General features: G+C 34.0%; 20 protein-coding genes. 7 read left to right on the forward strand and 13 right to left on the reverse strand.

Going from position 1 to position 22,967, the window contains the following annotated elements:
* Window positions 1-22 precede the first annotated feature (22 nt).
* The 7 genes from LXH21_RS00460 to LXH21_RS00490 form a co-directional block, all read right to left on the reverse strand.
* Window positions 23-1,318 (reverse strand): cryptochrome/photolyase family protein, encoded by a 1,296-nt coding sequence (locus LXH21_RS00460; protein ID WP_239861842.1) that lies wholly within the window; start codon window positions 1,316-1,318, stop codon window positions 23-25.
* Window positions 1,318-1,779 carry an SRPBCC family protein gene (locus tag LXH21_RS00465; RefSeq protein ID WP_239861843.1) on the reverse strand — a complete coding sequence of 154 codons (462 nt, stop codon included), beginning with the start codon at window positions 1,777-1,779 and terminating at the stop codon, window positions 1,318-1,320. The genes LXH21_RS00460 and LXH21_RS00465 overlap by 1 nt, the downstream gene beginning before the upstream one ends.
* A 447-nt stretch (window positions 1,780-2,226) precedes the next feature.
* Window positions 2,227-2,691, reverse strand: coding sequence for a sterol desaturase family protein (locus tag LXH21_RS00470; RefSeq protein ID WP_239861844.1), 465 nt, complete (start codon window positions 2,689-2,691; stop codon window positions 2,227-2,229).
* A gap of 29 nt (window positions 2,692-2,720) precedes the next feature.
* Window positions 2,721-3,560 carry a phytoene/squalene synthase family protein gene (locus tag LXH21_RS00475; protein ID WP_239861845.1) on the reverse strand — a complete coding sequence of 280 codons (840 nt, stop codon included), beginning with the start codon at window positions 3,558-3,560 and terminating at the stop codon, window positions 2,721-2,723.
* A gap of 2 nt (window positions 3,561-3,562) precedes the next feature.
* A complete protein-coding gene (locus LXH21_RS00480) occupies window positions 3,563-5,032 on the reverse strand; it encodes a phytoene desaturase family protein (protein ID WP_239861846.1) in 1,470 nt (489 codons plus the stop codon).
* Between the two features lie 36 nt (window positions 5,033-5,068).
* A complete protein-coding gene (locus LXH21_RS00485) occupies window positions 5,069-5,968 on the reverse strand; it encodes a MerR family transcriptional regulator (protein ID WP_239861847.1) in 900 nt (299 codons plus the stop codon).
* Window positions 5,969-6,139: 171 nt separating this feature from the next.
* Window positions 6,140-7,102: an ion channel gene (locus LXH21_RS00490; protein ID WP_239861848.1), complete on the reverse strand. Its 963-nt coding sequence runs from the start codon at window positions 7,100-7,102 to the stop codon at window positions 6,140-6,142.
* 369 nt (window positions 7,103-7,471) lie between these two features.
* On the opposite strand from LXH21_RS00490, the gene LXH21_RS00495 reads away from it, so the two are divergent.
* Window positions 7,472-8,113 (forward strand): dienelactone hydrolase family protein, encoded by a 642-nt coding sequence (locus tag LXH21_RS00495; RefSeq protein ID WP_239861849.1) that lies wholly within the window; start codon window positions 7,472-7,474, stop codon window positions 8,111-8,113.
* Window positions 8,114-8,221: 108 nt separating this feature from the next.
* Here the strand turns inward: LXH21_RS00495 and LXH21_RS00500 are convergent, their stop codons facing one another.
* Together LXH21_RS00500 and LXH21_RS00505 are read right to left on the reverse strand one after the other, a co-directional pair.
* Window positions 8,222-9,619 carry a di-heme oxidoreductase family protein gene (locus tag LXH21_RS00500; protein WP_239861850.1) on the reverse strand — a complete coding sequence of 466 codons (1,398 nt, stop codon included), beginning with the start codon at window positions 9,617-9,619 and terminating at the stop codon, window positions 8,222-8,224.
* A 62-nt stretch (window positions 9,620-9,681) separates the two neighbouring features.
* Window positions 9,682-10,854 (reverse strand): imelysin family protein, encoded by a 1,173-nt coding sequence (locus LXH21_RS00505; protein ID WP_239861851.1) that lies wholly within the window; start codon window positions 10,852-10,854, stop codon window positions 9,682-9,684.
* A 205-nt stretch (window positions 10,855-11,059) separates the two neighbouring features.
* On the opposite strand from LXH21_RS00505, the gene LXH21_RS00510 reads away from it, so the two are divergent.
* The 5 genes from LXH21_RS00510 (at window position 11,060) to LXH21_RS00530 (ending at window position 17,818) form a co-directional block, all read left to right on the forward strand.
* Window positions 11,060-12,268: a DUF4856 domain-containing protein gene (locus LXH21_RS00510; protein ID WP_239861852.1), complete on the forward strand. Its 1,209-nt coding sequence runs from the start codon at window positions 11,060-11,062 to the stop codon at window positions 12,266-12,268.
* A 159-nt stretch (window positions 12,269-12,427) separates the two neighbouring features.
* A complete protein-coding gene (locus LXH21_RS00515; RefSeq protein WP_239861853.1) occupies window positions 12,428-13,537 on the forward strand; it encodes an imelysin family protein in 1,110 nt (369 codons plus the stop codon).
* A 39-nt stretch (window positions 13,538-13,576) separates the two neighbouring features.
* Window positions 13,577-14,935 carry an HTTM domain-containing protein gene (locus tag LXH21_RS00520; RefSeq protein WP_239861854.1) on the forward strand — a complete coding sequence of 453 codons (1,359 nt, stop codon included), beginning with the start codon at window positions 13,577-13,579 and terminating at the stop codon, window positions 14,933-14,935.
* Window positions 14,874-17,339 (forward strand): TonB-dependent receptor domain-containing protein, encoded by a 2,466-nt coding sequence (locus LXH21_RS00525; RefSeq protein WP_239861855.1) that lies wholly within the window; start codon window positions 14,874-14,876, stop codon window positions 17,337-17,339. Before LXH21_RS00520 ends, LXH21_RS00525 begins: the two co-directional genes overlap by 62 nt.
* 269 nt (window positions 17,340-17,608) lie before the next feature.
* On the forward strand, window positions 17,609-17,818 hold the full coding sequence (locus LXH21_RS00530; protein WP_239861856.1) for a hypothetical protein: 210 nt from the start codon (window positions 17,609-17,611) through the stop codon (window positions 17,816-17,818).
* A gap of 5 nt (window positions 17,819-17,823) precedes the next feature.
* Here the strand turns inward: LXH21_RS00530 and LXH21_RS00535 are convergent, their stop codons facing one another.
* Both LXH21_RS00535 and pyrF read right to left on the reverse strand, forming a co-directional pair.
* Window positions 17,824-18,609, reverse strand: a complete 786-nt coding sequence (locus LXH21_RS00535; protein WP_239861857.1) for an ABC transporter substrate-binding protein — start codon at window positions 18,607-18,609, stop codon at window positions 17,824-17,826.
* Between the two features lie 65 nt (window positions 18,610-18,674).
* Window positions 18,675-19,490, reverse strand: a complete 816-nt coding sequence (gene pyrF, locus LXH21_RS00540) for an orotidine-5'-phosphate decarboxylase (protein WP_239861858.1) — start codon at window positions 19,488-19,490, stop codon at window positions 18,675-18,677.
* 132 nt (window positions 19,491-19,622) lie between these two features.
* Here pyrF and LXH21_RS00545 point away from each other — a divergent pair, with 132 nt between their 5' ends.
* Window positions 19,623-19,868, forward strand: a complete 246-nt coding sequence (locus LXH21_RS00545) for a hypothetical protein (protein ID WP_239861859.1) — start codon at window positions 19,623-19,625, stop codon at window positions 19,866-19,868.
* Here LXH21_RS00545 and pdeM read toward each other — a convergent pair.
* Together pdeM and LXH21_RS00555 are read right to left on the reverse strand one after the other, a co-directional pair.
* A complete protein-coding gene (pdeM, locus tag LXH21_RS00550) occupies window positions 19,852-20,496 on the reverse strand; it encodes a ligase-associated DNA damage response endonuclease PdeM (protein WP_239861860.1) in 645 nt (214 codons plus the stop codon). The two genes, LXH21_RS00545 and pdeM, sit on opposite strands and share 17 nt — an antisense overlap.
* Window positions 20,497-20,503: 7 nt before the next feature.
* The gene (locus tag LXH21_RS00555; protein ID WP_239861861.1) at window positions 20,504-22,966 is read right to left on the reverse strand and encodes a ligase-associated DNA damage response DEXH box helicase; all 2,463 of its coding nucleotides are present in this window, start codon (window positions 22,964-22,966) and stop codon (window positions 20,504-20,506) included.
* Between the last annotated feature and the right edge of the window lies 1 nt (window position 22,967).

The raw sequence follows: 22,967 nt of genomic DNA on the forward strand, positions 1-22,967 counted from the left end.
TATTTTATAAATAGTGACTATTCTATTTTACAATACCTTCCTTATAAGTTGCTATTGCACGATCACGTGCAAAGGCATGCTCAACCATGGGTTCTGCATAACCCAAATCGAACTCTGGTATCCATTTCCGGATATAAATTCCTTTTTCATCAAACTTTTTTAACTGGATTGCGGGATTAAAAACTCTAAAGTATGGAGCTGCATCGCAACCCGTACCAGCAGCCCATTGCCAATTCCCTACATTTGCAGAAAGATCGTAATCTAATAATTTTTGTGCAAAATAAGATTCTCCCCATTGCCAAGAAATCATTAAATGTTTGCATAAAAAACTGGCTACTACCATACGCACACGATTGTGCATATAACCAGTTGTATTAAGTTGTCGCATTCCAGCATCTACCATCGGATAACCTGTATTTCCTGAACACCATTTTTCGAATTCAGCTTCGTTGTTCCGCCATTTGATTCCGTCATAGGAACTTTTAAAGTTTTGCGTTACCACTTTGGGGAAATGAAACAAAATCTGCATGAAAAATTCTCTCCAAATTAATTCAGATAAGAAAACAGCATTGGTCTTTGCAGCCCATGTAACTAGTTTTCGAATACTGACTGTACCAAATCGCAAATGTGGCGATAGATAAGAAGTGGTATCAACAGCAGGAAAATCACGGGTGTCGTGATACGTTTTAATTTGTGTTAAATTATGAGGTTTAACTTTAATTGCACTCTCAACAAAACCGATATGTTCTAATGTAGGAAAATCAAATTTAAATTTATAGAAATTAGAAAATAACTCTTCTGACTTATATTCTATTAAAGCGCCATCAGTTTTAAATTTTTCCAACCATTTATTTTTAAATGGTGTGTAAACGGTGTACGGCAACCCATCAGATTTTGTAATTTCGCTCTCCTCAAAAATCACTTGATCTTTAAAACTATGTGCTATACTAACATTTTCTTCTAGTGCATTTGCTACTGCCAAATCTCTCTCGAGTGCATAAGGCTCGTAATCTTTGTTCCAGAAAACTTCTTGTATGTCATACTCCTGCATCAAAGTATTCCATACTTCTTTTGTTTTACCCTTCTGAATATTTAAGGAACTACCAACAGTGCTCAAAGTAGTATTTATAGTGGACAATGACTCGTAAATAAATGTAACCCTAGCATCATCTTTTGGTAATTGTTCTAGAATTGCTTCATCAAAAATAAATAAGGGAATTATAGGGTTGCTAGATTGTAAGGCATTAAACAAGCCTATATTATCTTCTAACCTTAAATCTCTTCTAAACCAAAAAAATGAAACCTTTGCTTTATTCATTACTTATTATTAAATATTTGATTAACTGCTTTTTCTCGATAAGCAAAAATTTCATTTAATTTACTTTTTACCATTAGCGTATTCATCATTCGACCTAATAGACCTAACGGCAAACCGTAGTGAACTACATCTGTCATCTTTACCCCTTTTGCCGTAGCTTCAAAAAAATGTTTGTGATGCCATAAAGCATAAGGTCCAAATCGTTGTTCGTCTATAAAATAGCTTTTATCTTCTACCACAGTAATTTCAGTCACCCAAGGTAATTTTATGCCCAATAAAGGCGAAACTTTATACTGTATAATTTGACCCGCATACATATTTTTACCGTCATAATCTGTGATTTGAAATCCCATTGTATCTGGTGTAATTTTCTGCAAGTTTTTTGGACTCGAAAAAAAAGCCCAGCATTCTTCTAGAGTTGCATCAACATATTGTACTGATTCTTTTTTGTATAGTTTCATAATGCGGTATTGATTTGAATTTAACTTTTATCTTTATATAGCGGCAATATTTTGTAATCACGTTAGATTTTTAAACGCACTATATATTTCTTTACTCTAGCAAAATTTTATATTTATATTAATTCTCCTCAAAAAATATAATCCTCTATAATGACGATAGGTTTGCGTGAAGGATGGTAGTGGAGCTCTTTTATATCTTTTTTTTTAAAGATATAAAAAGCGGGAACGGACAGCCTGACCCGCTCTCAACAGTTTGAGCTTGAGCGGGGCACGCCCAAATTAAACTGTATTTAAGAGTATGCGGAACTTAATAGAAAATAGAATTCCTAAAATCAACAACTAATATACTAGCTGCATTGATTAATTGAATAAGAAGCCAGTTAATTAAATTCCTACACATTATCATCTATACCTCACCCATCTATGTAAAACTGAAGAAGCTACTGTTTAAGCAACTGTCGATTTTGTATTTCTTGATTTGTAATATTTAAAAGGCACGAAAAGCATTCCGAAACATTCTCCTTCTTCTTTTCCTAAATGTTTATGGTGTACTTTATGTCCTTTTCTCAAGCCAACCAAGTAAGGATTTTGAGTGTTTTTAAATAATTTAAAACGTTGGTGAATTAAAATATCGTGAATCATAAAATAACAAAAACCGTACAAGGTTATTCCAAGTCCGATAAAAAACAAATAATTAAAACCTGCATTTGCTCCAAAATAAAAAAGTACTATACTAGGAATAGCAAAAATTATGAAGAATATATCGTTTCGCTCAAATACATTTGCGTACTTAGGTTGGTGGTGGTCTGCATGAAAATACCACATAAAACCATGCATTACATACTTATGTGTCAACCATGTAACACACTCCATGAGTAGAAAAACAGCTATTGTGATTAAAAATGAAATCATTTTATTTATATTTTTTAATTAATTTATCGTTAAACTAACTTCAATTTATAGGATACAAAAGATTTAGCTAATAATCCCATTTTTGAATAATTGGAAACTCGAATCCTTGTATTTCCTATTTCGTGTGATGGTGTATTTTCTAACTTATGCAACAACTTCTTGTAATAAACGTAAGCCGTATATACACCAAACTTTGCTTCTATTGGTAACTTTTTAATTCCTTGATGAGCGATTCTAAAATCCTCTTCGATTTCGTCAATGATTGCTTTTTTACTCCTTTCATCAAATGACTTTAAATCAACTCCAGGAAAATAATTTCGATTTAGAATTAAATTATCATCTTTTAAATCTCTTAAAAAATTCACTTTTTGAAAGGCTGATCCTAAACGCATCGCTTCCATTTTTAACGCTTCATATTTTGCATTATCTCCTCTGACGAAAACTTTTAAACACATCAAACCAACAACATCTGCAGAACCGTAAATGTATTCATTGTAGTCTTCTTTGTTATCGTAGTTAAGTTTTATTAAATCTAACTTCATACTCTTAAGAAAAGACTGCACTAAGTCATCGGAAATATTATTCTCTCTTACCGTTTGCTGAAAAGCATTTAATATAGGATTAAGACTTATACCTGCTTCAAAAGCTTTGTAATATTCTTTTTCGAAATCATTGATAAGAGCTTCTTTATCGTATCCATGAAAAGAATCCACAATTTCGTCAGCAAATCGAACGAAACCGTAAATACTGTATATGTCATTACGTATACTTGGTGATAACATGTAGACCGCCAATGAAAACGATGTACTATAATTTTTAGTGACTAACTTACTGCACTTAAACGATACGGTATCAAATAAATTCTTCATTTTTACGATTCTAAAAATTGATTAATAATTAATTCAGAAACTAACTTCCCTGATATTAAAGCAGGTGGAACTCCTGGACCTGGCACGGTTAATTGTCCCGTGAAATATAAATTTTGTACTTTTTTACTCTTTAATTTAGGGCGTAAAAATGCAGTTTGCAATAAGGTATTAGCCATTCCGTAGGCATTACCCTTGTATGAATTGTACTCTGACACGAAATCATTTTTACAGAAAGACTTTTTGTAAACGATATTGTCTTTTACTTTTTGTTGCGTAATGGTTTCAAACCGATCAATTATTTTATTAAAATAAAGTTCTCTTAATTCTTCCGTATCGGTTATACCTGGAGCAAGCGGAATTAAGAAAAATGCCGATTCCATTCCCTCTGGCGCAGCAGTTTTATCTGTTATCGAAGGGAAATTGGCATAGAATAACGGATTTAATGGCCATTTTGGTTCGTCATATATGTCTTTTGCATGTGCATCAAAATCTACATCAAAAAATAAATCATGGTGGGCAACGTTCTCAATCTTTTTATTAAAACCTACATAAAACAAAAGTGAAGAAGGCGCAAATACTCTAGTTTCCCAATACTTCTCTGAATATACTCTGTATTGCTTATCAAGTAATGTCTCCGTATGATGATAATCGGCACCACTCAAAACTAGATCAGAATTAATTCTTTCCCCGTTCACAATAATTGCTTTTGCTACTCCGCTTTCTACGATAATCTCTTCTATATTTGAATTCGTTTTAAAAACAACTCCTAACTCTGTAGCCAAACTTTCCATAGCTCGTACCACATCAAACATTCCTGTTTTAGGATGCCATGTTCCTAGTCCAAAATCTGCGTAATTCATAAAACTATAAAAAGACGGTGTATCAGATGGCTTGGCACCAAGAAACAAAACCGGAAATTCTAAAATCTGAACTAGTTTTTGGTTCTTAAATTTCTTGCGAACATCTCTTTTGATAGTACTAAAAAATTGTCCTAATTTTTTGGTGGTTTCTAATGTTACTAGTTCTAACGGAGAAACTCCTGGACGGTATACTAAATCTTTGATGGCGATATCATAATTACTTTTGGCATCGGCAATAAATGCACGAAGGTGATCACCACTTCCCTTTTCTACTGATTCAAAAGTACTTACGATTTGTTCCAAATTATCTGCGATTGCTATAAAATCTTGTTCACCGTAATATACGTTATACGCGGGAGAAAGTTTTACCAAATCATAATAATCGGTAGTTTTTTTACCAAAGTCGGCAAAAAAGCGTTCAAAAACATCAGGCATCCAGTACCAGCTCGGGCCCATATCAAATGTAAAACCTTCTGCTTTAAATTGTCTGGCTCTTCCACCAATACTATCATTTTTCTCAAAAACAGTTACTCGGTGACCTGCTTTGGCTAAATAACTAGCCGCAGACAATGCAGAAAAACCAGATCCTATTATGCTAATATTTTTTTTCATTTTTTCTCTTAGAATTGAATCATCTAAAACCCCCAATTATAATTTTTGAATTAATTCTAAAGCAGAATCAAAAACAGTTATTTTGCTAGACAGCGTATTTTTATCTAAACTATTTGCTAATCTTCCTAACAACCAAATTTCTGATTCATCATCTAAAAGTTGCTCTGTCATCTTTGCTACATACTCATCAATATCATCTAAAACGGGTTGTACCGTAAAATAACAAACAAAAATTATATTTGAGAAATGTTTTTTTAAATCTTTCAAATTTTCAATTGGCAAACTTTCACCCAAATAAACAACTTGATAACCTTGATTGGCAATCTCATAGTTAAGATACAACAGACCTAAATCATGAATTTCGTTCAATGGTAAAGATAACACAAACGTTTTATCAAATTGTGTTCTTTCTTTCAACTGAGCGTTATGAATGTTCAGAATTATTTTTTGTCTAATTAAATGACAAACAAAGTGCTCGTGCGCTGGAGAAATTGTATCTGTCTGCCATAAATGACCAATCTCCTCCATGAACGGTATAAAGACTTCGACAAATATTTGTCTAAAAGTTTTCTCTTGTGTTAACCAATCGTACGTTTTCACAAAAAGCTGGTAATCAAAATTCATCATAGCTATTTTGAATGTATTAATAGCATGATTTTTAGCGTTTTTTTCTGAGACGATTGTACGCACCATCGATGTAATTTCATCTTCAGCGTAGGTTGAAATCTTCGAGATTTTGTACCCATACTGATGTAAGAAATTAATATTTAAAAGTTTTTGCAAACTTTTTAAATCATATATACGAATATTGGTATCGGTACGAAGCGGTTGAAACACCTCATATCTTTTTTCCCATATACGGATGGTATGTGCTTTGACACCTGAAAGATTTTCAAGGTCCTTTATACTGAAAGTGGTATTTACTTTGTTTAACATATTTGCTTAAATGTTAAACAAAGATAGTTTTTTATCGCATACAAAACAAAAAAGTATTTTTTTTGTTGCCAGGTATAGCCTTATAAGGATTTAAAAGAGACCTAACAAAATCGTAAGTTGCTGAGTTATTACCTTTGTTGCAAAAGAATAAAGAAAAATGCAACTGTAATCTTAACCCAGTTGGGCAGGGACAAATTCATTTAGCTTATCTAAGTCTAGTATTGTTTTGGAATGATCGAAATTTCTAGTGTACATTGGTATAAATTTCGCTCCATACACAATCTCTTCAAAAACGTAAGAGGTTCTCGCAGCTACGGTGCTACTAAACATATCATCGAATGTTTTGACATAAACAATAATTTCACCATGAATTGTTTTAAAATCACTTTTACTTAATTGATACAAGGGGCTTTGTTCGTTAATAGGATGAACCAAGGTCCAGCTTAAATTAAGCGAACTAACCTTTTGCATTTCTAAATCTAGAGTATAGAATTTATTAATCATCTCTCCATTCTCTTCTATACTCATACCTAAAGTCATCTTGGCTTCAGCATCTGTAAAGTTGGTATTCTTAAAAGGTACCATTCTTATCATTAAACCAGATATGCCCTCATATGGAGCGATTACTGCGTTGTGAGAAAACTTTAAAAAAGCGGTTGGTTTACTGAAGCGCCCAAAGAATAAACCCGTGGCTATAGCAAAACTTAGCAAACCTATAAGCGCTTCTGCAGCAGATAGTGCACTAGTCAAAAATCCTTTTGGACTAATATGCCCATATCCCACCGTAGTAAATGTTTGTGCGCTAAAGAAATATGCTTTACCAAATTTCCCCCAATCAGAATCGGAAGCTGCAATACCGTCAAGATACTCTATACCGATGGCAAAATAAATTATTGCAAAGAGCAGATTGATAACTACATAGAAAGCCAAAACAATCCCAATAAATTTCCACATAGGCATCTCAATCAAAGTATGATACCAGCTAATGCGGTTTAAAATATTCATACCTCTTTTCTCGATATTGGCTACTCCATTTTTATTAACAAAACGACCACCATAACTACTTGAATTAGTTCCGAAACCAGTACTACGATCTGTTTTCGCTGTTAAATTAATTCCCTCAAATAGCGCCATAATCGTTTTAGTTTGCTGTAAAAATAGTTAAAATAGCGATAAGAAGTAGAAGCGCTTGCAATATGGTGAGAAGCTAAATTTAAGTTACATAACATCAAACCTTTTCGAAAACTAAAAAAACGAGCTGAAAACAACCCTAAAACAAGTGATTTTCAATATCTTTACCTATCTACCTATTAAATACTGTTTAACATATAAAGTGTAGATTTAAGCAAATCGAGGATTTAAGAGTATACTAATTAATACACAGTCGCCTTGGCTTTGATCCCTAAACAAGTGTTGCTTTTAAATAGTACTTCTAGTTTTAAAATTGCAGTGCAGTATTAAAATAGTTTATAATCGAAATTTTTTACATACTAAATTACAATTATGGAAAAAATCAAAATTGCCATTCCGATAGATTCAATATTACTCAAAGGAAAGTTAGTTATTCCTAAAAATGCAACAGGCATTGTCGTCTTTTGCAACGGATGCAGCTCCACTAAACTAAGTACAAGAAATAAAATTCTATCAGAATTAATTCAGAAAGATCGTATTGGAACATTGGTTTTTAATTTACTAACGGAAGAGGAAGAAAAAAGGTGCGAAAATAAATTTGACATTGATTTATTGGTAAGTCGTTTAATAGCAACCACAGAATGGCTGATCCAAAATAAGTCTACCAATCAGTTGCCTATAGGCTACTTAGGATCAAATATGGGAGCAGCAGCTGCAATGAGAGCGGCGGCATACTTTGGAAAAACAATAAAAGCAGTAGTATCAAGAAGCGGAAGACCTGATATGGCAGTCGATAGCTTGTCGCAGGTCACTAGTCCAACTTTACTAATTGTAGACGGAATTGATATACCTATTATCGATCTTAATAAAATGGCCTTTGACGAACTGCAGTCAGAAAAGGAAATGAAGATAATTCCGAAAATACCGACTACTATTAATGAATCCAAAAAATTACACGAAGGCGCGGAAGCAGCAATATCGTGGTTTCAAAATTATTTTACATTAAAAGAATAATACCATCCTTCGATAATCAAAATTGGAACACCATTAAATTTTTAGAAAAAAATGCCAATCAAATGCATGTATAAGTCTGCATTTAACTGGCAAAAGAATGTTAGATATTTATAATGAATTGATAAATGTCAAAAGAGCTTGACGTTCGGTTTTTGATAATTGCTTAAATTGTGATTTGGCATAGTCAGCTTCACCTCCATGCCATAAAATAGCTTCTTCTACGTTTTTCGCTCTTCCATCATGCATTAAAAAGGTATGCCCATTTACTGTATTAATTAAGCCAATTCCCCATAACGGTTGTGTTCTCCACTCTTTACCTGTGGCTAAAAAATCTGGAGTATTGTCTGCCAAAGCGTCTCCCATGTCGTGTAGCAACATATCAGTGTAAGGCCTAATTATTTGATTGCGCAACGCAGTAATTCCATACGTACTACCTGTCGTTATTTTGGGAATATGACAACTTGCACAGCCGATTGTTTCGAAAGTTTTCTTACCCGATAAAACTGTCGCATCTGTATAATTTCTTCTAGCAGGAACAGCCAATGTACTTGCATACAATACGACCTTATCAAAATTACTAGTTGTAATCTCTGGTTCGCCACCATTTGGTATTGCACTACCATTTACAGATGCTGGAATATTTTCGTTAGGAAACAGTGAAGTAGTAATACCCATATCTCCAGAAAATGCTGCTGCTACTTGCTGACCAATATTTGGTTGATTGGCTTTCCATCCAAAACGACCCATTTTTGTCGAATTGGAAGCTACATCGTAAACATAGTTTGCTTTACCTGAAACTCCATTCTTATTGTTTTGGCTTATGAAAGCTAAAATTGTAGCCTCTGGAATCGCTTCCAGCAGTCCTAAACCAATTACCTGATTTGCAATTCTAGGAGACACTTGCACATTGGATGCCAAAGCACCAAAACCTAAATTTCCGATGACGTAATTCGGTTTCTGTAAAGTCACAGTAGTTCCATCAGCATACGCTTCTACAATAGGACTGTAAGTAATAGTATAAGTCCCTTTTGTTGTTTGTCCTAAAATGGCATTATCTTGCAATTGGCTACCATAAATAGGATCTGGAAGTGAGGCACCATTCGCATCCATTCCTGGTAAACTTAAACGAAGTAAGAGACCGTGACCAGTTTCATTGTCTGCGTATTGTGGTCTTCCGCGTCCGTCTTTAAAATGACAGCTCGAACATGAAATTGCATTAAAATAAGGTCCTAAACCATCTCTCGCTGTTGTTGATGCAGGTGCGATTACCCAGTTTTGCCTAAAAAATGAATTTCCGATTCCAAAATCAGATTGTTCATCATAGGAAATAGTGGGTGCAAAAAAACCAAAAGCCTCTTCGGAAGTATTAAACACAGTTGCATCTCCACCTGAGTATTGTTCCCCATCTTCGGCCGATAAATCAATGTACTCTTCATCTGAAGAACTACAACCCAGCAGCTGAAAACAAAAAACTACTATACTTAATTTTATAAAATTTCTCATCATATTTAAAACAGAAAAAAGTGCTCCGTAGAATAGAAGCACTTTTATATTAATGTTAGTTTTATTTAACTGTTTACAAAAATCCCAATTTTTGTCGCACCGTCTAATATATTCTTAGCTAAATTTTTAATTGCTGTAGCGGCAGTTTTTACTTTTGCACCTTCTGTAGAAGCCGCTCCTCCCGAAATTGCGTAGTCAAATGGAGTTGCGATAGCACTCACTGCAGAAGTTGCTACACCAATTTGAGCTTGTGCTTCATTATATGCAGTAACGTCTTTTTGATTTACTAAATCCTCTAATGAAGGACCGTCAATATTTGCGTATTTTCCTTGGTACACATTTATAGCACCCTCTAAGTTCAAAGCAATATCTCTGTGTGTGTTATCACTAAAACATGAGTGTTCATCTTCTTGATCTTGATTTCCAAGTGCTACTTCCATACGCTCTACTGGCAATTCAGCAGAAATTAAAGTAGTTATTCCTCTATACATATTTTTAATTGCATCATCTTCGCTTAAATTTAAAAAAGTAGTGCGATATGCTCCTCCCGATTTCCACTGATTTGCTACGTATAATAAGTGATCAGTCAACAAATCAGCACAAACCTTTAAATAAGTTGCTCTTCTAGTTTGATTTAATGCTGTACCATTAATAAGTACATAATCAGTATAAAGTCTTTGTCCCGCTATTTTTTCTGATGGAGCAGTCAAATCTTGACCCCAAAGTAAAAATTCGATAGCATGATAACCAACTGTAACATATTTCTCGTTGTCATTTTTACCGTTTTCTCCTTCCAACACCTCTTTGGATATAGTCGGATAATTGATAGGATCATTTATAATTCCTGCAGTCGCATTACCGTCCACATAATCGATATAATTCTCATCTAGAGGCCAAGAATTGATAAATCCTTCTGGACCATCGGCGTCATCAATTGGTCCATCAGCAAATCGAAATGTTTCAGTTGTACCGTAGCTTTCTCTTGCTGTTAACCATGTGTTTTTGGCAATTGTAAAGTTAGCTGCTGTAGGAGCAGAAGTAAATGTGTTTATAGCAGTTTCCATTTTAACCGCATCCTCATATGCTTGCTGGTAATTTGCATAGGCGATATCGGCATAATTCTCTATAACTTCTTTCTTTGAGACCGCACCGTCATTAGTATTATCGTCATTATCACAAGAGATAAAAAAGGCAAGAGTTCCTAAGATTAATGTACTTTTTAAAGCTGAAATATTCATTTTTAAGGTATTTAATTATTTAGAATGATTTAACATAGCGCAAAACTATGCGTTAATACTTTCTTAACCAAATTTTATTTAGATTTGTTTTAAATAAAAATAACTTACAAAAATTATCTTTAAATAATCTAAATAAAGTTTGCGAGACTGAATGTGGATGTTATCTTTGCAGGAAATTATTCTTATTCATTCTAAATAAATTAATATGACGCGTTCTAATTTACTATTTACTGCAATAGCCGTAGCAGGATTATCGTTAACATCTTGTAGCAGTGATAATGATGACAATACTACAAACTACACTGTACCAACAGAATATAGTTTTGAAAGAAATAGTACTACCTCTGTAGATTATTCAGGACAAACAAGTCGCCTATTAATGTTGGAAGAAATGGGAGCTTATATAAGTGCTGCCGCAAAAAATAAAACAGTTGCAGACGTCACGGTTTTATCTAATATGTATAGCAATACTAATAACGCATTTTCAAATACTGACTTGAATACTTCTGGCAAGCAACTTAAGGATAAAACTGCAGCATCAAAGGATTACTTTTCTACCTTCTTAGGTGGTGGAAGTACTACTGAAAAATTAGCTGTTCAGTTATTTTTTGAAACACAATTAGCAAATGCTTTTAAAGCAAGTGCATTGCCACAAGTACAAGCTTCAGCTGGTGTGTCAGGAGCCTATTTAGATGGAACATCCAGTCGTCTTTTTGCTGCAAACGGTCTAGAACCACAGCAAATACTTTTAAAAGGTATGATGGGAGCTAGTTTTATGGATCAAGTAGTAAACAATTATTTGAGTACAGCAAAGCTTGATGATGCTATGAACAAAGACAACAATACCAATAAAGTTCTAGAAACAGGATCAAACTATACTACTATGGAACATAATTGGGATGAAGCTTACGGATATATCTACGGAGCAGGTGGATCTAAATACTGGGATAGTTATATAAACCAAGTTAATGCTGATACCGATTTTAATACTGTTGCTGCCGACATTAAAAATGCATTCATAAAAGGTAGAGCTGCAATCGTTGCCAATGATTACACCACTAGAGATGCTCAAATTAATATTATAAAAGCAAAATTGGCTATTATACCTGCTGTACGTGCCGTATATTACCTTCAAGAAGGTAAAGCTAAATTAGCTACTAATAATGGAGCTGCTTCTTTTCATGCTCTTTCAGAAGGATACGGATTCATAATGAGTTTACGTTATACTAACAAGCCAGGTACAAATGCTCCTTACTTTACAAAAACTGAAGTTGACACAATCCTAAGCAACTTGACAAAAGGAACAAACGGCTTATGGGATGTAGATTATTTAAATGCTAATCTAGATGCATTATCACTACAAATTGCTACCAAATTTGGATTTACAGTAGCACAAGCAGCCACTGTTAACTAATAAAACAATATGTGAAACCAAGGCTAGACTTCTAGTCTTGGTTTTTATACTTTTGCACAAATTTTTAAAAGAGAATAATAAAGTCGCTGCTGTAGTACTTTTAACTTTATAGCAACTTATCTAATAACAGAATTTCTCTTTAAAATAAATAGAAAACTTATGAAAAAAATATTCTTTCTAATAAGCGTTATTGCATTAATCGCAGCTTGTTCTTCATCAGACGGTGAAACAACAACAAGTAACGATGGCTATGACAGAACCGCTCTTTTAACACATTGGGCTAATGATATCATTATTCCATCTTACACAAACTATCAAACCAAGTTAAATATAGTAGCTTCCAATACTACTACCTTTACAACTACACCCACAGAAGCAAACTTAGTTGTTCTTCGAGCTTCTTGGTTAGAAGCTTACAAAGCATTTCAATTTGTTTCTATTTATGGTTTTGGTAAAGCGGAAGATATATACTTTAAAGAAAAAAACAACACCTACCCTACTGATGCAACTGGAATCAATACCAACATTATCAGTGGTACTTATGACTTTAATTTGATATCACAGTTTAGCAAACAAGGATTACCTGCTTTGGATTATGTCTTGAATGGTTTGGGTACGAGTGATGCTCAAATTGTTGCCTTTTACACTGGTACAAACGCTGCTAAATACAAGAAATACCTAACTGATCTTGTTACAACCTTAAATACAAATAATGATATTGTCCTGAATGACTGGACTAGTTATAAAACAACCTATATTGCCAATAATGGAAATACCATTACAAGTGCAGTTAGCATTACTGTAAATGACTTTATTAAAAACTTTGAGAAAGAAGTTCGTGCAGGTAAAGTAGGTATTCCTGCTGGTGTATTTTCTGGTGGTACATTATATCCAGAAAAAGTAGAAGCCTTTTACAAAAAAGATGTTTCAAAGATTTTATACAATACTGCCATCCAAGCTTCACAAGATTTTTTTAATGGAAAGAATTTTAATGATGCGACAACGGGTCCTGGATTAAAAGAGTATTTAGACAATCTCAATGTAGTACGTAGTGGTCAAAATTTCAGTGATATTATTAATAACCAATTTACAGCAATTTATGCTTCGAATGCACTTTTGAGCGACAATTTTGCTACTCAAATAAGTACAAATAATAGTAAGATGATTACCGCCTATGATGTAATACAGCAAAATGTAGTCTACTTAAAATTGGACATGATGCAGGCACTTAAAATTACTGTCGATTATGTAGATAGTGATGGTGACTAGTCGATCATGAATACAACTAATATTATTACCAATTAATTTATGTTTCAAAATTATTTTAAACAATATACATCTGCCGCAACGCTAGCCTTTTTTAGGCTAGCGTTTGGTTTAATGATGCTTTTGAGTTTAATACGTTTTGCAAGTTATGGGTGGATTGAAAAATTTTATATTACTCCTCAATTTCATTTTACCTATTATGGTTTCGAGTGGGTAAAACCAGTCGGAATATATACTTATCTAATTTTTATAATTTGTGGCATTGCAGCATTTATGGTTGCCGTAGGTTACAAGTACAAATGGGCTATTGTTAGTTTTTTCTTGAGTTTCACTTACATTGAACTTATGGACAAAACAACCTACCTCAACCATTATTATTTTATTACCATTGTTAGCTTGGTACTTTGTTTCTTACCTGCTAATTGTTACTTTTCTGTAGATGCGTATAAAAATGATAAAATTCGTTTTCAGCGTATTCCTCGTTGGAATACAGATATTTTAAAAGTCTTACTCGCTATTGTTTACATTTATGCTGGTTTGGCCAAGCTTAACTCTGACTGGCTTATAGAAGCGATGCCTCTAAAAATGTGGTTGCCAGACAATACCAAAATTCCTGTTCTAAGTTATTTACTGAATCAAACTTGGGTGCACTATGCGTTCAGTTGGGGAGGTATGATATATGACCTTGCAATCGTATTTTTAATGCTTAATAAAAAAACACGCAAATTTGGTTTTTTCTTAATCGTCGTTTTTCATGTTTTGACTCGTATTTTATTCCCTATTGGTGTCTTCCCGTATGTAATGATCATCAGCTCTTTGATTTTTTTCGAACCTACATTGCACAAAAAAATATTGGCCTTTGTTGCCAAATTATTTTCTGTTAGTCTTGTTGTTTTCGAAAATGGGAAAGATAAAGTTCAGCAATACACTTTTTTCAACCGTGTGCAATTAGGATTCTTAACGTTTTTTATGGCTTTTCAATTGTTATTCCCTTTTCGCTATTTGTGTTATCCAGATGAATTATTTTGGACTGAAGAAGGCTACCGCTTTTCCTGGCGGGTAATGCTTATGGAAAAAGCTGGTTACACTGAGTTTACAGTGTCTGACAAAAAAAATCACAAAAGTATCAGAATCAACAATACCCACTTCTTAACTGCGTTTCAAGAAAAGCAAATGGCATTTCAGCCGGATTTCATTTTAGAATATGCTCACTTTTTAAAAGAATATTATCAAAAACAAGGTTTTGAAAATCCCGAAGTACACGTAGCAAGTTACGTTGCGCTCAACGGACGATTAAGCCAAAAATATATAGACCCATCAATTAATTTAGCAAAAGAAAATGAAAGCTTTAAACACAAAACTTGGATTCTCCCATTTAATGACACCATCAAAGGTTTATAGAGTACTGCTATTTTTATTGTTTTCGATCAATAACTTTGCGCAACATAAAATTTCTGGAATTGTCACAGACAACAAGGGGAATAAACTAGCAATGGTAGAAGTTTTTAATAAAACAGCAGGCTCCAAGGCATTCTCGAATGCAAGCGGCCAGTTCGAATTTAATTACCAAACCAAAGGTAGTCATGACTTTGTATTTTTCAAAAGTGGATACAGCATAGTAGAACAAATTAGCATTACGACAGGAAGCCAATTGACCATTGTTCTCTCAAAAATCAATAATTTGTCGGAAGTTATTATTCGAAAGCAAAACGACAGAGTACAATCTATTCGTAAATTAAATGATATCGAAGAAACCGCTATCTATGCTGGTAAGAAGACAGAAGTAATCAATATCGAAAAATTAACAGCAAACAAATCGACCAACAATGCCAGACAAGTTTTTGCGCAAGTAGTTGGTTTGACGATTAACGAAAGTTCTGATGGTGGTTTGCAATTAAGTATTGGTGGCCGAGGATTGAATCCAAACCGTACCGCTAATTTTAATACACGCCAAAATGGTTACGACATAAGTGCTGACGTTCTTGGTTATCCAGAAAGCTATTATGCCACTCCAACAGAAGCACTAGAAGAAATTCAAGTAATTCGTGGTGCTGCTTCATTACAATACGGCACACAGTTTGGTGGCTTGATCAACTTTAAATTAAAGACACCTTCATTGAAGCCTATTGAGGTGGTCACACGCAATACCATTGGCTCATATGGATTGTATACCAATTTTACTTCACTGAGTGGAACAACAGGAAAATTTAGTTACTATACCTTTTTCAATTATAAAAAAGGAGATGGGTACCGTCCTAATTCTGATTTCGAAAGCAAAAATTACTTTGCCAACTTAAATTACAAATTTAACGAAAAGACATCCCTACATTTTGATTACACTTATTATCACTATTTAGCGCAGCAAGCTGGAGGATTAACAGATGAACAGTTTAATGAAGACCCAACACAAAGTAATAGAACCCGGAACTGGTTTGGAGTTAACTGGAATTTATATGCCTTACGCCTAAAGCATAAATTTGATGATTCTTCGGACTTTTCTTTGCAATTATTTGGTCTTGACGCTAGCAGAAAAGCATTAGGTTTTAGAGATAACCGAATCACAACTCCCGATCCTATGGCAGAACGTGATTTAATCATCGGTAACTTTGTAAATTGGGGAGCAGAAGCACGTTATTTAAAACGTTATTACATCGGTGATCAAAAAAGTGCCTTTTTGATTGGTGCTAAATATTATCAATCTCGCAATGGCCAATTACAAGGTCCTGGTAGCTCTGGTACTGATGCGAATTTTAATTTAGCGACAGATGAATATCCGAATTATTTATATCAATCTGATTTCTCTTTCCCTAACTTAAACTTAGCTGTATTTGGTGAAAATATTTTTAAAATAAATAGCAATTTCACAATTACTCCTGGTTTTAGAATCGAAAAGATTAGAACCCAAGCCAAAGGCACCTATAAGCAAATCAATAAAGATTTAGCTGGGAATATAATATTTGATGAAACGATAGAAGAAGACATCATTAAAGACCGAAATCTCTATTTGATTGGTGTTGGTTTGAGTTACAAGCCTAAAAAAGGAATGGAAATATATGGTAATGTCTCTCAAAACTATCGTTCGGTAACTTTTAGCGATATCTTTACCGCTAGCCCTAGTCAGGCAGTAGATCCCAATATAACAGATGAAAAAGGATATACATCAGACATTGGAATAAGAGGTAATATAAATCAAAAACTATCTTTCGATACTAGTATTTTTGGATTATACTACAATAATAAAATAGGGGAATATGATGGTACTAATGCTTCTAACCAAATTGTAAAAATCACTGCCAATACAGGAACTGCGTTTACCTATGGTTTTGAAACTTTACTGGACTGGAATATTGCTCGAACCTATTTTCCAGCAAGCGACAATTTTAGTTGGAATGTATTTACCAACTCAGCAATTACTGGTTCAACGTATCTAAAATCAGATATTCCAACAGTAAATAAGGGTGACAAAGTTGAATTTGTGCCACTTTATAATATCAAGACAGGAACAAGTGTTGGTTATAAAAACTTTTTATCTAGTTTGCAATTCACCTACGTGTCTTCGCAATTATCTAGTGCGAGCAGCAACTCTTCCAACAATATTCTCACTGGAATTTCAGGAAGTATTCCTTCTTATTATGTAGCCGATATTTCGACTTCTTACAAATGGAAAAGTTTTAAATTAGAGGCTGGTATCAACAACTTCACAGATAATAGTTATTTTACTCGTAGAGCAACTGGCTATCCTGGGCCTGGAATTATACCATCAGACAGAAGAACATTTTATGCTACTATAGAATACGTATTTTAAATAAAAACAACAAGAACTTAAACCGCTTGATACTTAACTAGTATTAAATTTACAAAGTCAGTTTCAAGTGGTTTTTTTTTTATTTTTACAATCTAAATTGTTATTTGCAATTCTATAACTAATACTCAAAATCCTATAAGATTTCCAAATGTGACTTATTCTATATTTGCAACAGATAATGCAATTCAATTTGTACTAAACCTTAGTACTTGAGCTATTCTACAATTTAATAGATGGCTTATTATCGAATAATCAATTAAAAATATATTATGAAAACAACTGGAATAATACTCGTAATTATTGGTGCCATAATGATGGTGTACACTGGATTTAACTATGTAACCAAAGAAAAAGTCGTTGACATCGGACCAATCGAAATCAACAAAGAAGAAAACAATCCCGTAAGTTGGTCTCCAATTATTGGTGGAATTATACTTTTGGGCGGAATTGTATTGGTAGCTACTGATTCAAAAAAATAACAACTTTACTTTAAACTGGTGTGGATCATTCTAAAGTAATCAAATGCTTTTAATAGTCTAGTTCCATACCAAGAGAACATTTCACCGTCAACAACTATAAATTGAGTTGTAGGCAGATCAGGTTGTAATTCATAGCCGTCTTCTTTTTTGAAAGGAAACGGCTCTGAAGACAATAAAATTATTTCGGGACTGGCTGCTACTAATTGTGGCACCGTTACTTCTGGATATCGAGCAATATCACCAAACACATTTTTAAAATGATTGAGTTGCAACAACTCATCAATATAGTTGGTAGAACCTGCAACCATGTACGGATCTTTCCAAATAAAATAGGCCACTTTCTTTACAGGCTGTGCTTGAATGAATTCTTTAAAATTTCGCAAACCATAAGCCAATTTATCATTCCATTTTCGAGCTTCCACACGGCGATTGAATAATTTTCCAAAATCATCAATCATTTGAAAATTGTCAGCAATGGTTACAATATCCGTCACCCAAACTGGACAAATTTCGCTTAGTTTATCAACGATTTCTTTAGTATTTTCTTCTTTATTGCAAATAATAATATCTGGCTCTAGTAAGCGTATTTTTTCATAATGTACCTTTTTAGTTCCGCCAACTTTAATCTTTGTAGATTTTAAGTGATAGGGATGTACGCAGAACTTCGTGATTCCAATAATTTGCGCTTCTAGTCCTAAATCATAAAGCAGTTCTGTTTGCGAAGGAACTAGTGAAATAATACGTTGGGGCACTTTTTCAAAAGAATGTTCTGTTCCTAATTGATCTGTCATTATTATTTCTTTGAATTTATATAGGTAGATAGATGAAAATTATTCATTTCTTATGTAGTGCAAATTTATTGCTTCATGATTGCTTCCATTTCTTGCTGCATCTTCAGTGCTTCAACCCTAGCTTTCTCGGCGAAGTCGGCTCCGTTAGAAGCGTATATAATTCCTCGAGAGGAGTTAATAAGCAACCCTATATTTTTATTCATACCATATTTACAGACTTCAGAAAGGCTTCCTCCTTGTGCCCCTACTCCTGGAACTAGTAAAAAACTATCAGGAACTATTTTACGAATTTCTGTAAAGTACTCTGCTTTGGTAGCTCCGACTACATACATAAGATTTTCACTGTTTTTCCAAGTTTTAGAAGTTTCTAACACTTGTTTGTACAATTCTTTTCCTCCAACATTTAATGTTTGAAAATCAAAAGCTCCTTCATTCGATGTAAGTGCCAACATGATGGTATGTTTGTTTTCGAAAGCTAGAAAAGGCTCTACAGAATCTTTACCCATATAGGGAGCTACAGTCACACTATCAAAATTTAAATCTTCAAAAAAAGCTTTAGCATACATAGTAGATGTATTTCCTATATCTCCACGTTTAGCATCGGCAATTGTAAAAATATCAGGGTAATTATCATTGATGTAATTGATCGTTTTTTGAAGTGAAATCCAACCTTTAATACCGTAAGCTTCAAAAAAAGCAATATTAGGTTTATACGATACACACAAATCATGCGTAGCATCTATTATAGCCTTGTTAAACTCAAAAATAGGATCTTCAAGTGCTAATAAATGTTCTGGTATTTTGTTCAAATCTACATCTAGGCCTACGCATAGAAATGATTTTTTTAACTGAATTTGGTCAAGAAGTTGTTGTGTTGTCATCTGTAGTTATGTTGTGCCACAAATTTACAAAGTTTAATCGTTTTTAATATGTATTCTGTAATTATCTACAAAAATTCTATAACGAACTACAGGCCATATAGATATAAATTTACAATATCAAATATCAAAATTATGAACGCGATACTAATATTTCACAAAATAGCAATGGGAGGATATAACTTAATGGTATCCACCTTTACAAATGACTTATTGATAAATGCAACACAGTCAAATTACTTTGAAATGTTCTTGTTGTCATTGACAGTCGAATGCAAAAACGTAATTATCCCTAATAATTTTTCGATGTTAGCGATGATTGACTACGACAAAATTAATTTGCTCAAAAATTCATTGAGTCAAATTAAACTTGTTCACTAAACTTTACTTTAAAAACAGTAGCATCAGCAATACCATAAATTATATTTCCGTTTGTTGGTGCTATAAAATATTTACCTGTAAATGAACCGAAAGCAGGTAAAATCATTTGGTTTGCTGTCTGAAAAAAACAAGCCAATTTTAAATGCTGCCTACCAAGACCAAAGAGTTTAACTCCTGGATGAATGTGTCCGCAAAAATTGAAATAACCATTTGTTTCAACAGGATGGTGCGTCAATAGAAAATCATCCAAGCGTAATTCGGGTATAACCGCTATATCTAAATCCAAATAATTTTCCTTCGCTATCACGTCATGGTTTCCTTCGATAAGAATAATTTCTTGACGAATGGATGTTGTCCAATCTGCAAATAGCTCCCATTCGGCATTTAAAATACTATGAAATAAATCACCCAAAAAAATAATTTTCTCTGGATCGAATGATGCGATTAATGTATCTAAGTTGTTGTAATTTTCGTTAAGCAAAGCTCTAGGTATTGCAATTCCGTGTTTTCGAAAATGAGCTACTTTTCCGAAATGTACGTCCGAAATTAATAGTGTTTTTTTATCATTCCAGTAGATAGCACCTAGATGGTGAAGTGTAAAAATTTGATTCCTTATGGTAATATTCATATTTATTTTAAACTTTCATATAACTAGCGGTCATTTTTGCAATTCTGTCTGCTAGACTTTCACTAGATAATTTTTCTCTTAGCCTATCTGTAATTATCGGAAAACTAAAAGGCGTTGGTTTTTCACAATTTTTCACAACTATTTCCTGATTATTAATCCGTTCCAAGGCTTGCAGCAATCGACCTTCTTCTAATTGGTGTTCGAAAGTTTCTATGTAAGCTTGTTGCAGTAGTAAATTATCGGGTTCATAATCCCTAAAAACTTCAAACAGTAATTGTGATCCATTTTGCAAATGTTTTGTTTTTACAAATTTGCCTGGCATCCCTGTAAATAAAAGCCCCGAAATCACAGCAATATCTCTAAATTTTCTTCTGGCCATTTCGGTTGCATTAAGGCTTTGTTGCAGATCTTCATGCAGGTAGTCGGCCGTAAATAGATTGTTATCAAATACTGACTCTAAATCTATTTCCTGATCCGAAAGCAGTTCAAAACCATAATCGTTATAAGCCAAAGAAAAAGTTATTGGCAAAAGTAGTGAAATTCGATAAGACAAAACACTTGCCAAAGCTTCGTGTACAAATCTACCCTCAAAAGGGTAAAAAACCGCATGAAATCCTTCTCGAGTTTTGAACTTCTCGATTAAAAATTGATTGTCGTTTGGAATAATACTTTCTTTTTTCTGTCTCGAAAAGACAGGTTCTAGTGCTTTTAGCTCTGGAGTCATGTTGCCGCTGTTGGCTGCATATAGTTCAGCACGCAACATTTCGCTCATCTGAGCAGAAAAAGACATTCTTCCTCCCATCCAGCTGACAGTTTTTGCCGTTCTCTTTACAGAAGCTTTTCGAACTAACACTTGCATATTTTTCAAAGCGTAAAATTCTAATTTTTTACCACCAAACACAAATGTGTCTCCCTTTTGCAGTTTTGAAGCAAACCACTCCTCTATAAAACCGATATAGCCACCACTTACAAATTTAATACTTAGAACAGCATCGCTCACAATTGTACCTATTTGCATACGATGTTGCATTGCAGTTCTACGACTATTTATCTTAAACAATCCTGCTTCATCAATTTCGACTTTTTTGAATTCATCATAGCGTTCCAAACTTTGACTTCCGTTGGTGATAAAATTAAGAATCCATCGCCAATTGTCTGCTGTGATATTTTGAAAACAAAACGTTTGTTGCACTTCCTTATAAATATCATCCGGATAAAAACCATCAGAAACGGCTAACGTATTGAGATATTGAATCAGTACATCATAACTATTTAAATAAGGAACTCGGTCTTCGATTATATTTTTTTCAGCAGCGTTTTTCAATGCCGAAGCTTCAATCAATTCCATCGCGTGAGTGGCCAAGAAATAAATAACACTTTCTTTACCCGGTTGGTGTCCACTTCTACCTGCTCGTTGTAAAAATCGAGCAACACCTTTGGGACCACCAACTTGGATGATCGTTTCAACAGGTGCAAAATCAACTCCCAAATCCAAACTTGAAGTACAAACAACAACTTTTAGATCCTCATTCTTTATTGCATTTTCGACCCAAACCCTTGTTTCTCTAGCTATACTACCGTGGTGCATAGCCATCTCACCAGCAAACTCTGGGTATTTTTCTAACAAAGCTTGAAACCATATTTCACATTGCGACCTGGTATTGGTAAATATAAGTGTGGTTTTACTACTCTTGATAATTTTGGCTACCTCGCGCATCAAATGCAACCCCATATGACCCCTCCAAGGATAGGAGTCTATCTTGGCAGGAAGTATTGATTTTACAGTAATCTTTTTATGAATATTCGCTTTGATTAAAACAGAATTTTCTAGTGCTTCAGTTTCATTTCCTAATAATACTTTTTGAGCCAATTCAAGATTACCAATCGTGGCTGAGATCCCCCAAACTCTCATTTTGGGAGCGACAGATTTTAATCTCGATAGCGCCAATTCCATCTGTACTCCACGTTTTGTTCCTAAGAGTTCGTGCCACTCATCAATAATGATGGCAGTGCAGGAGCCGAATATTTTTTCATATCCCTTGGTCGCAATTAATAATTGTAAACTTTCTGGAGTCGTGATCAGTAAATCGGGCATTTTGGTTTTCTGCTTTGTACGTTCGCTGGCAGTGGTGTCTCCCGTACGTACTCCAACAGTCATTTTGGAATCCAAATCATCTGCAACTCGAGAAGCTGCTTGCTTTATTTCTGCAGATAATGCTCGTAGTGGTGTAATCCAAATTGCTTTTAAACCTGGTTTGTGTTTGGTCTTGTAATCGGGATTTTCATTAATATAGTTGAGAACGATAGGCAACCATAGCGCATAAGTTTTTCCGCTTCCAGTAGGCGCGTTTAGCAATCCATTCTTCCCTTGTAAAAAGGCATTCCAAGTTTGCTTTTGAAACGGAAAAGGTTTCCAATCTTGTTGGTAAAACCAATCTTCTGCGATATCGATTAATTTTGTTCTGTTCATT

It is taken from the genome of Flavobacterium algicola (assembly GCF_022399565.1).
GTDB lineage: Bacteria > Bacteroidota > Bacteroidia > Flavobacteriales > Flavobacteriaceae > Flavobacterium > Flavobacterium algicola.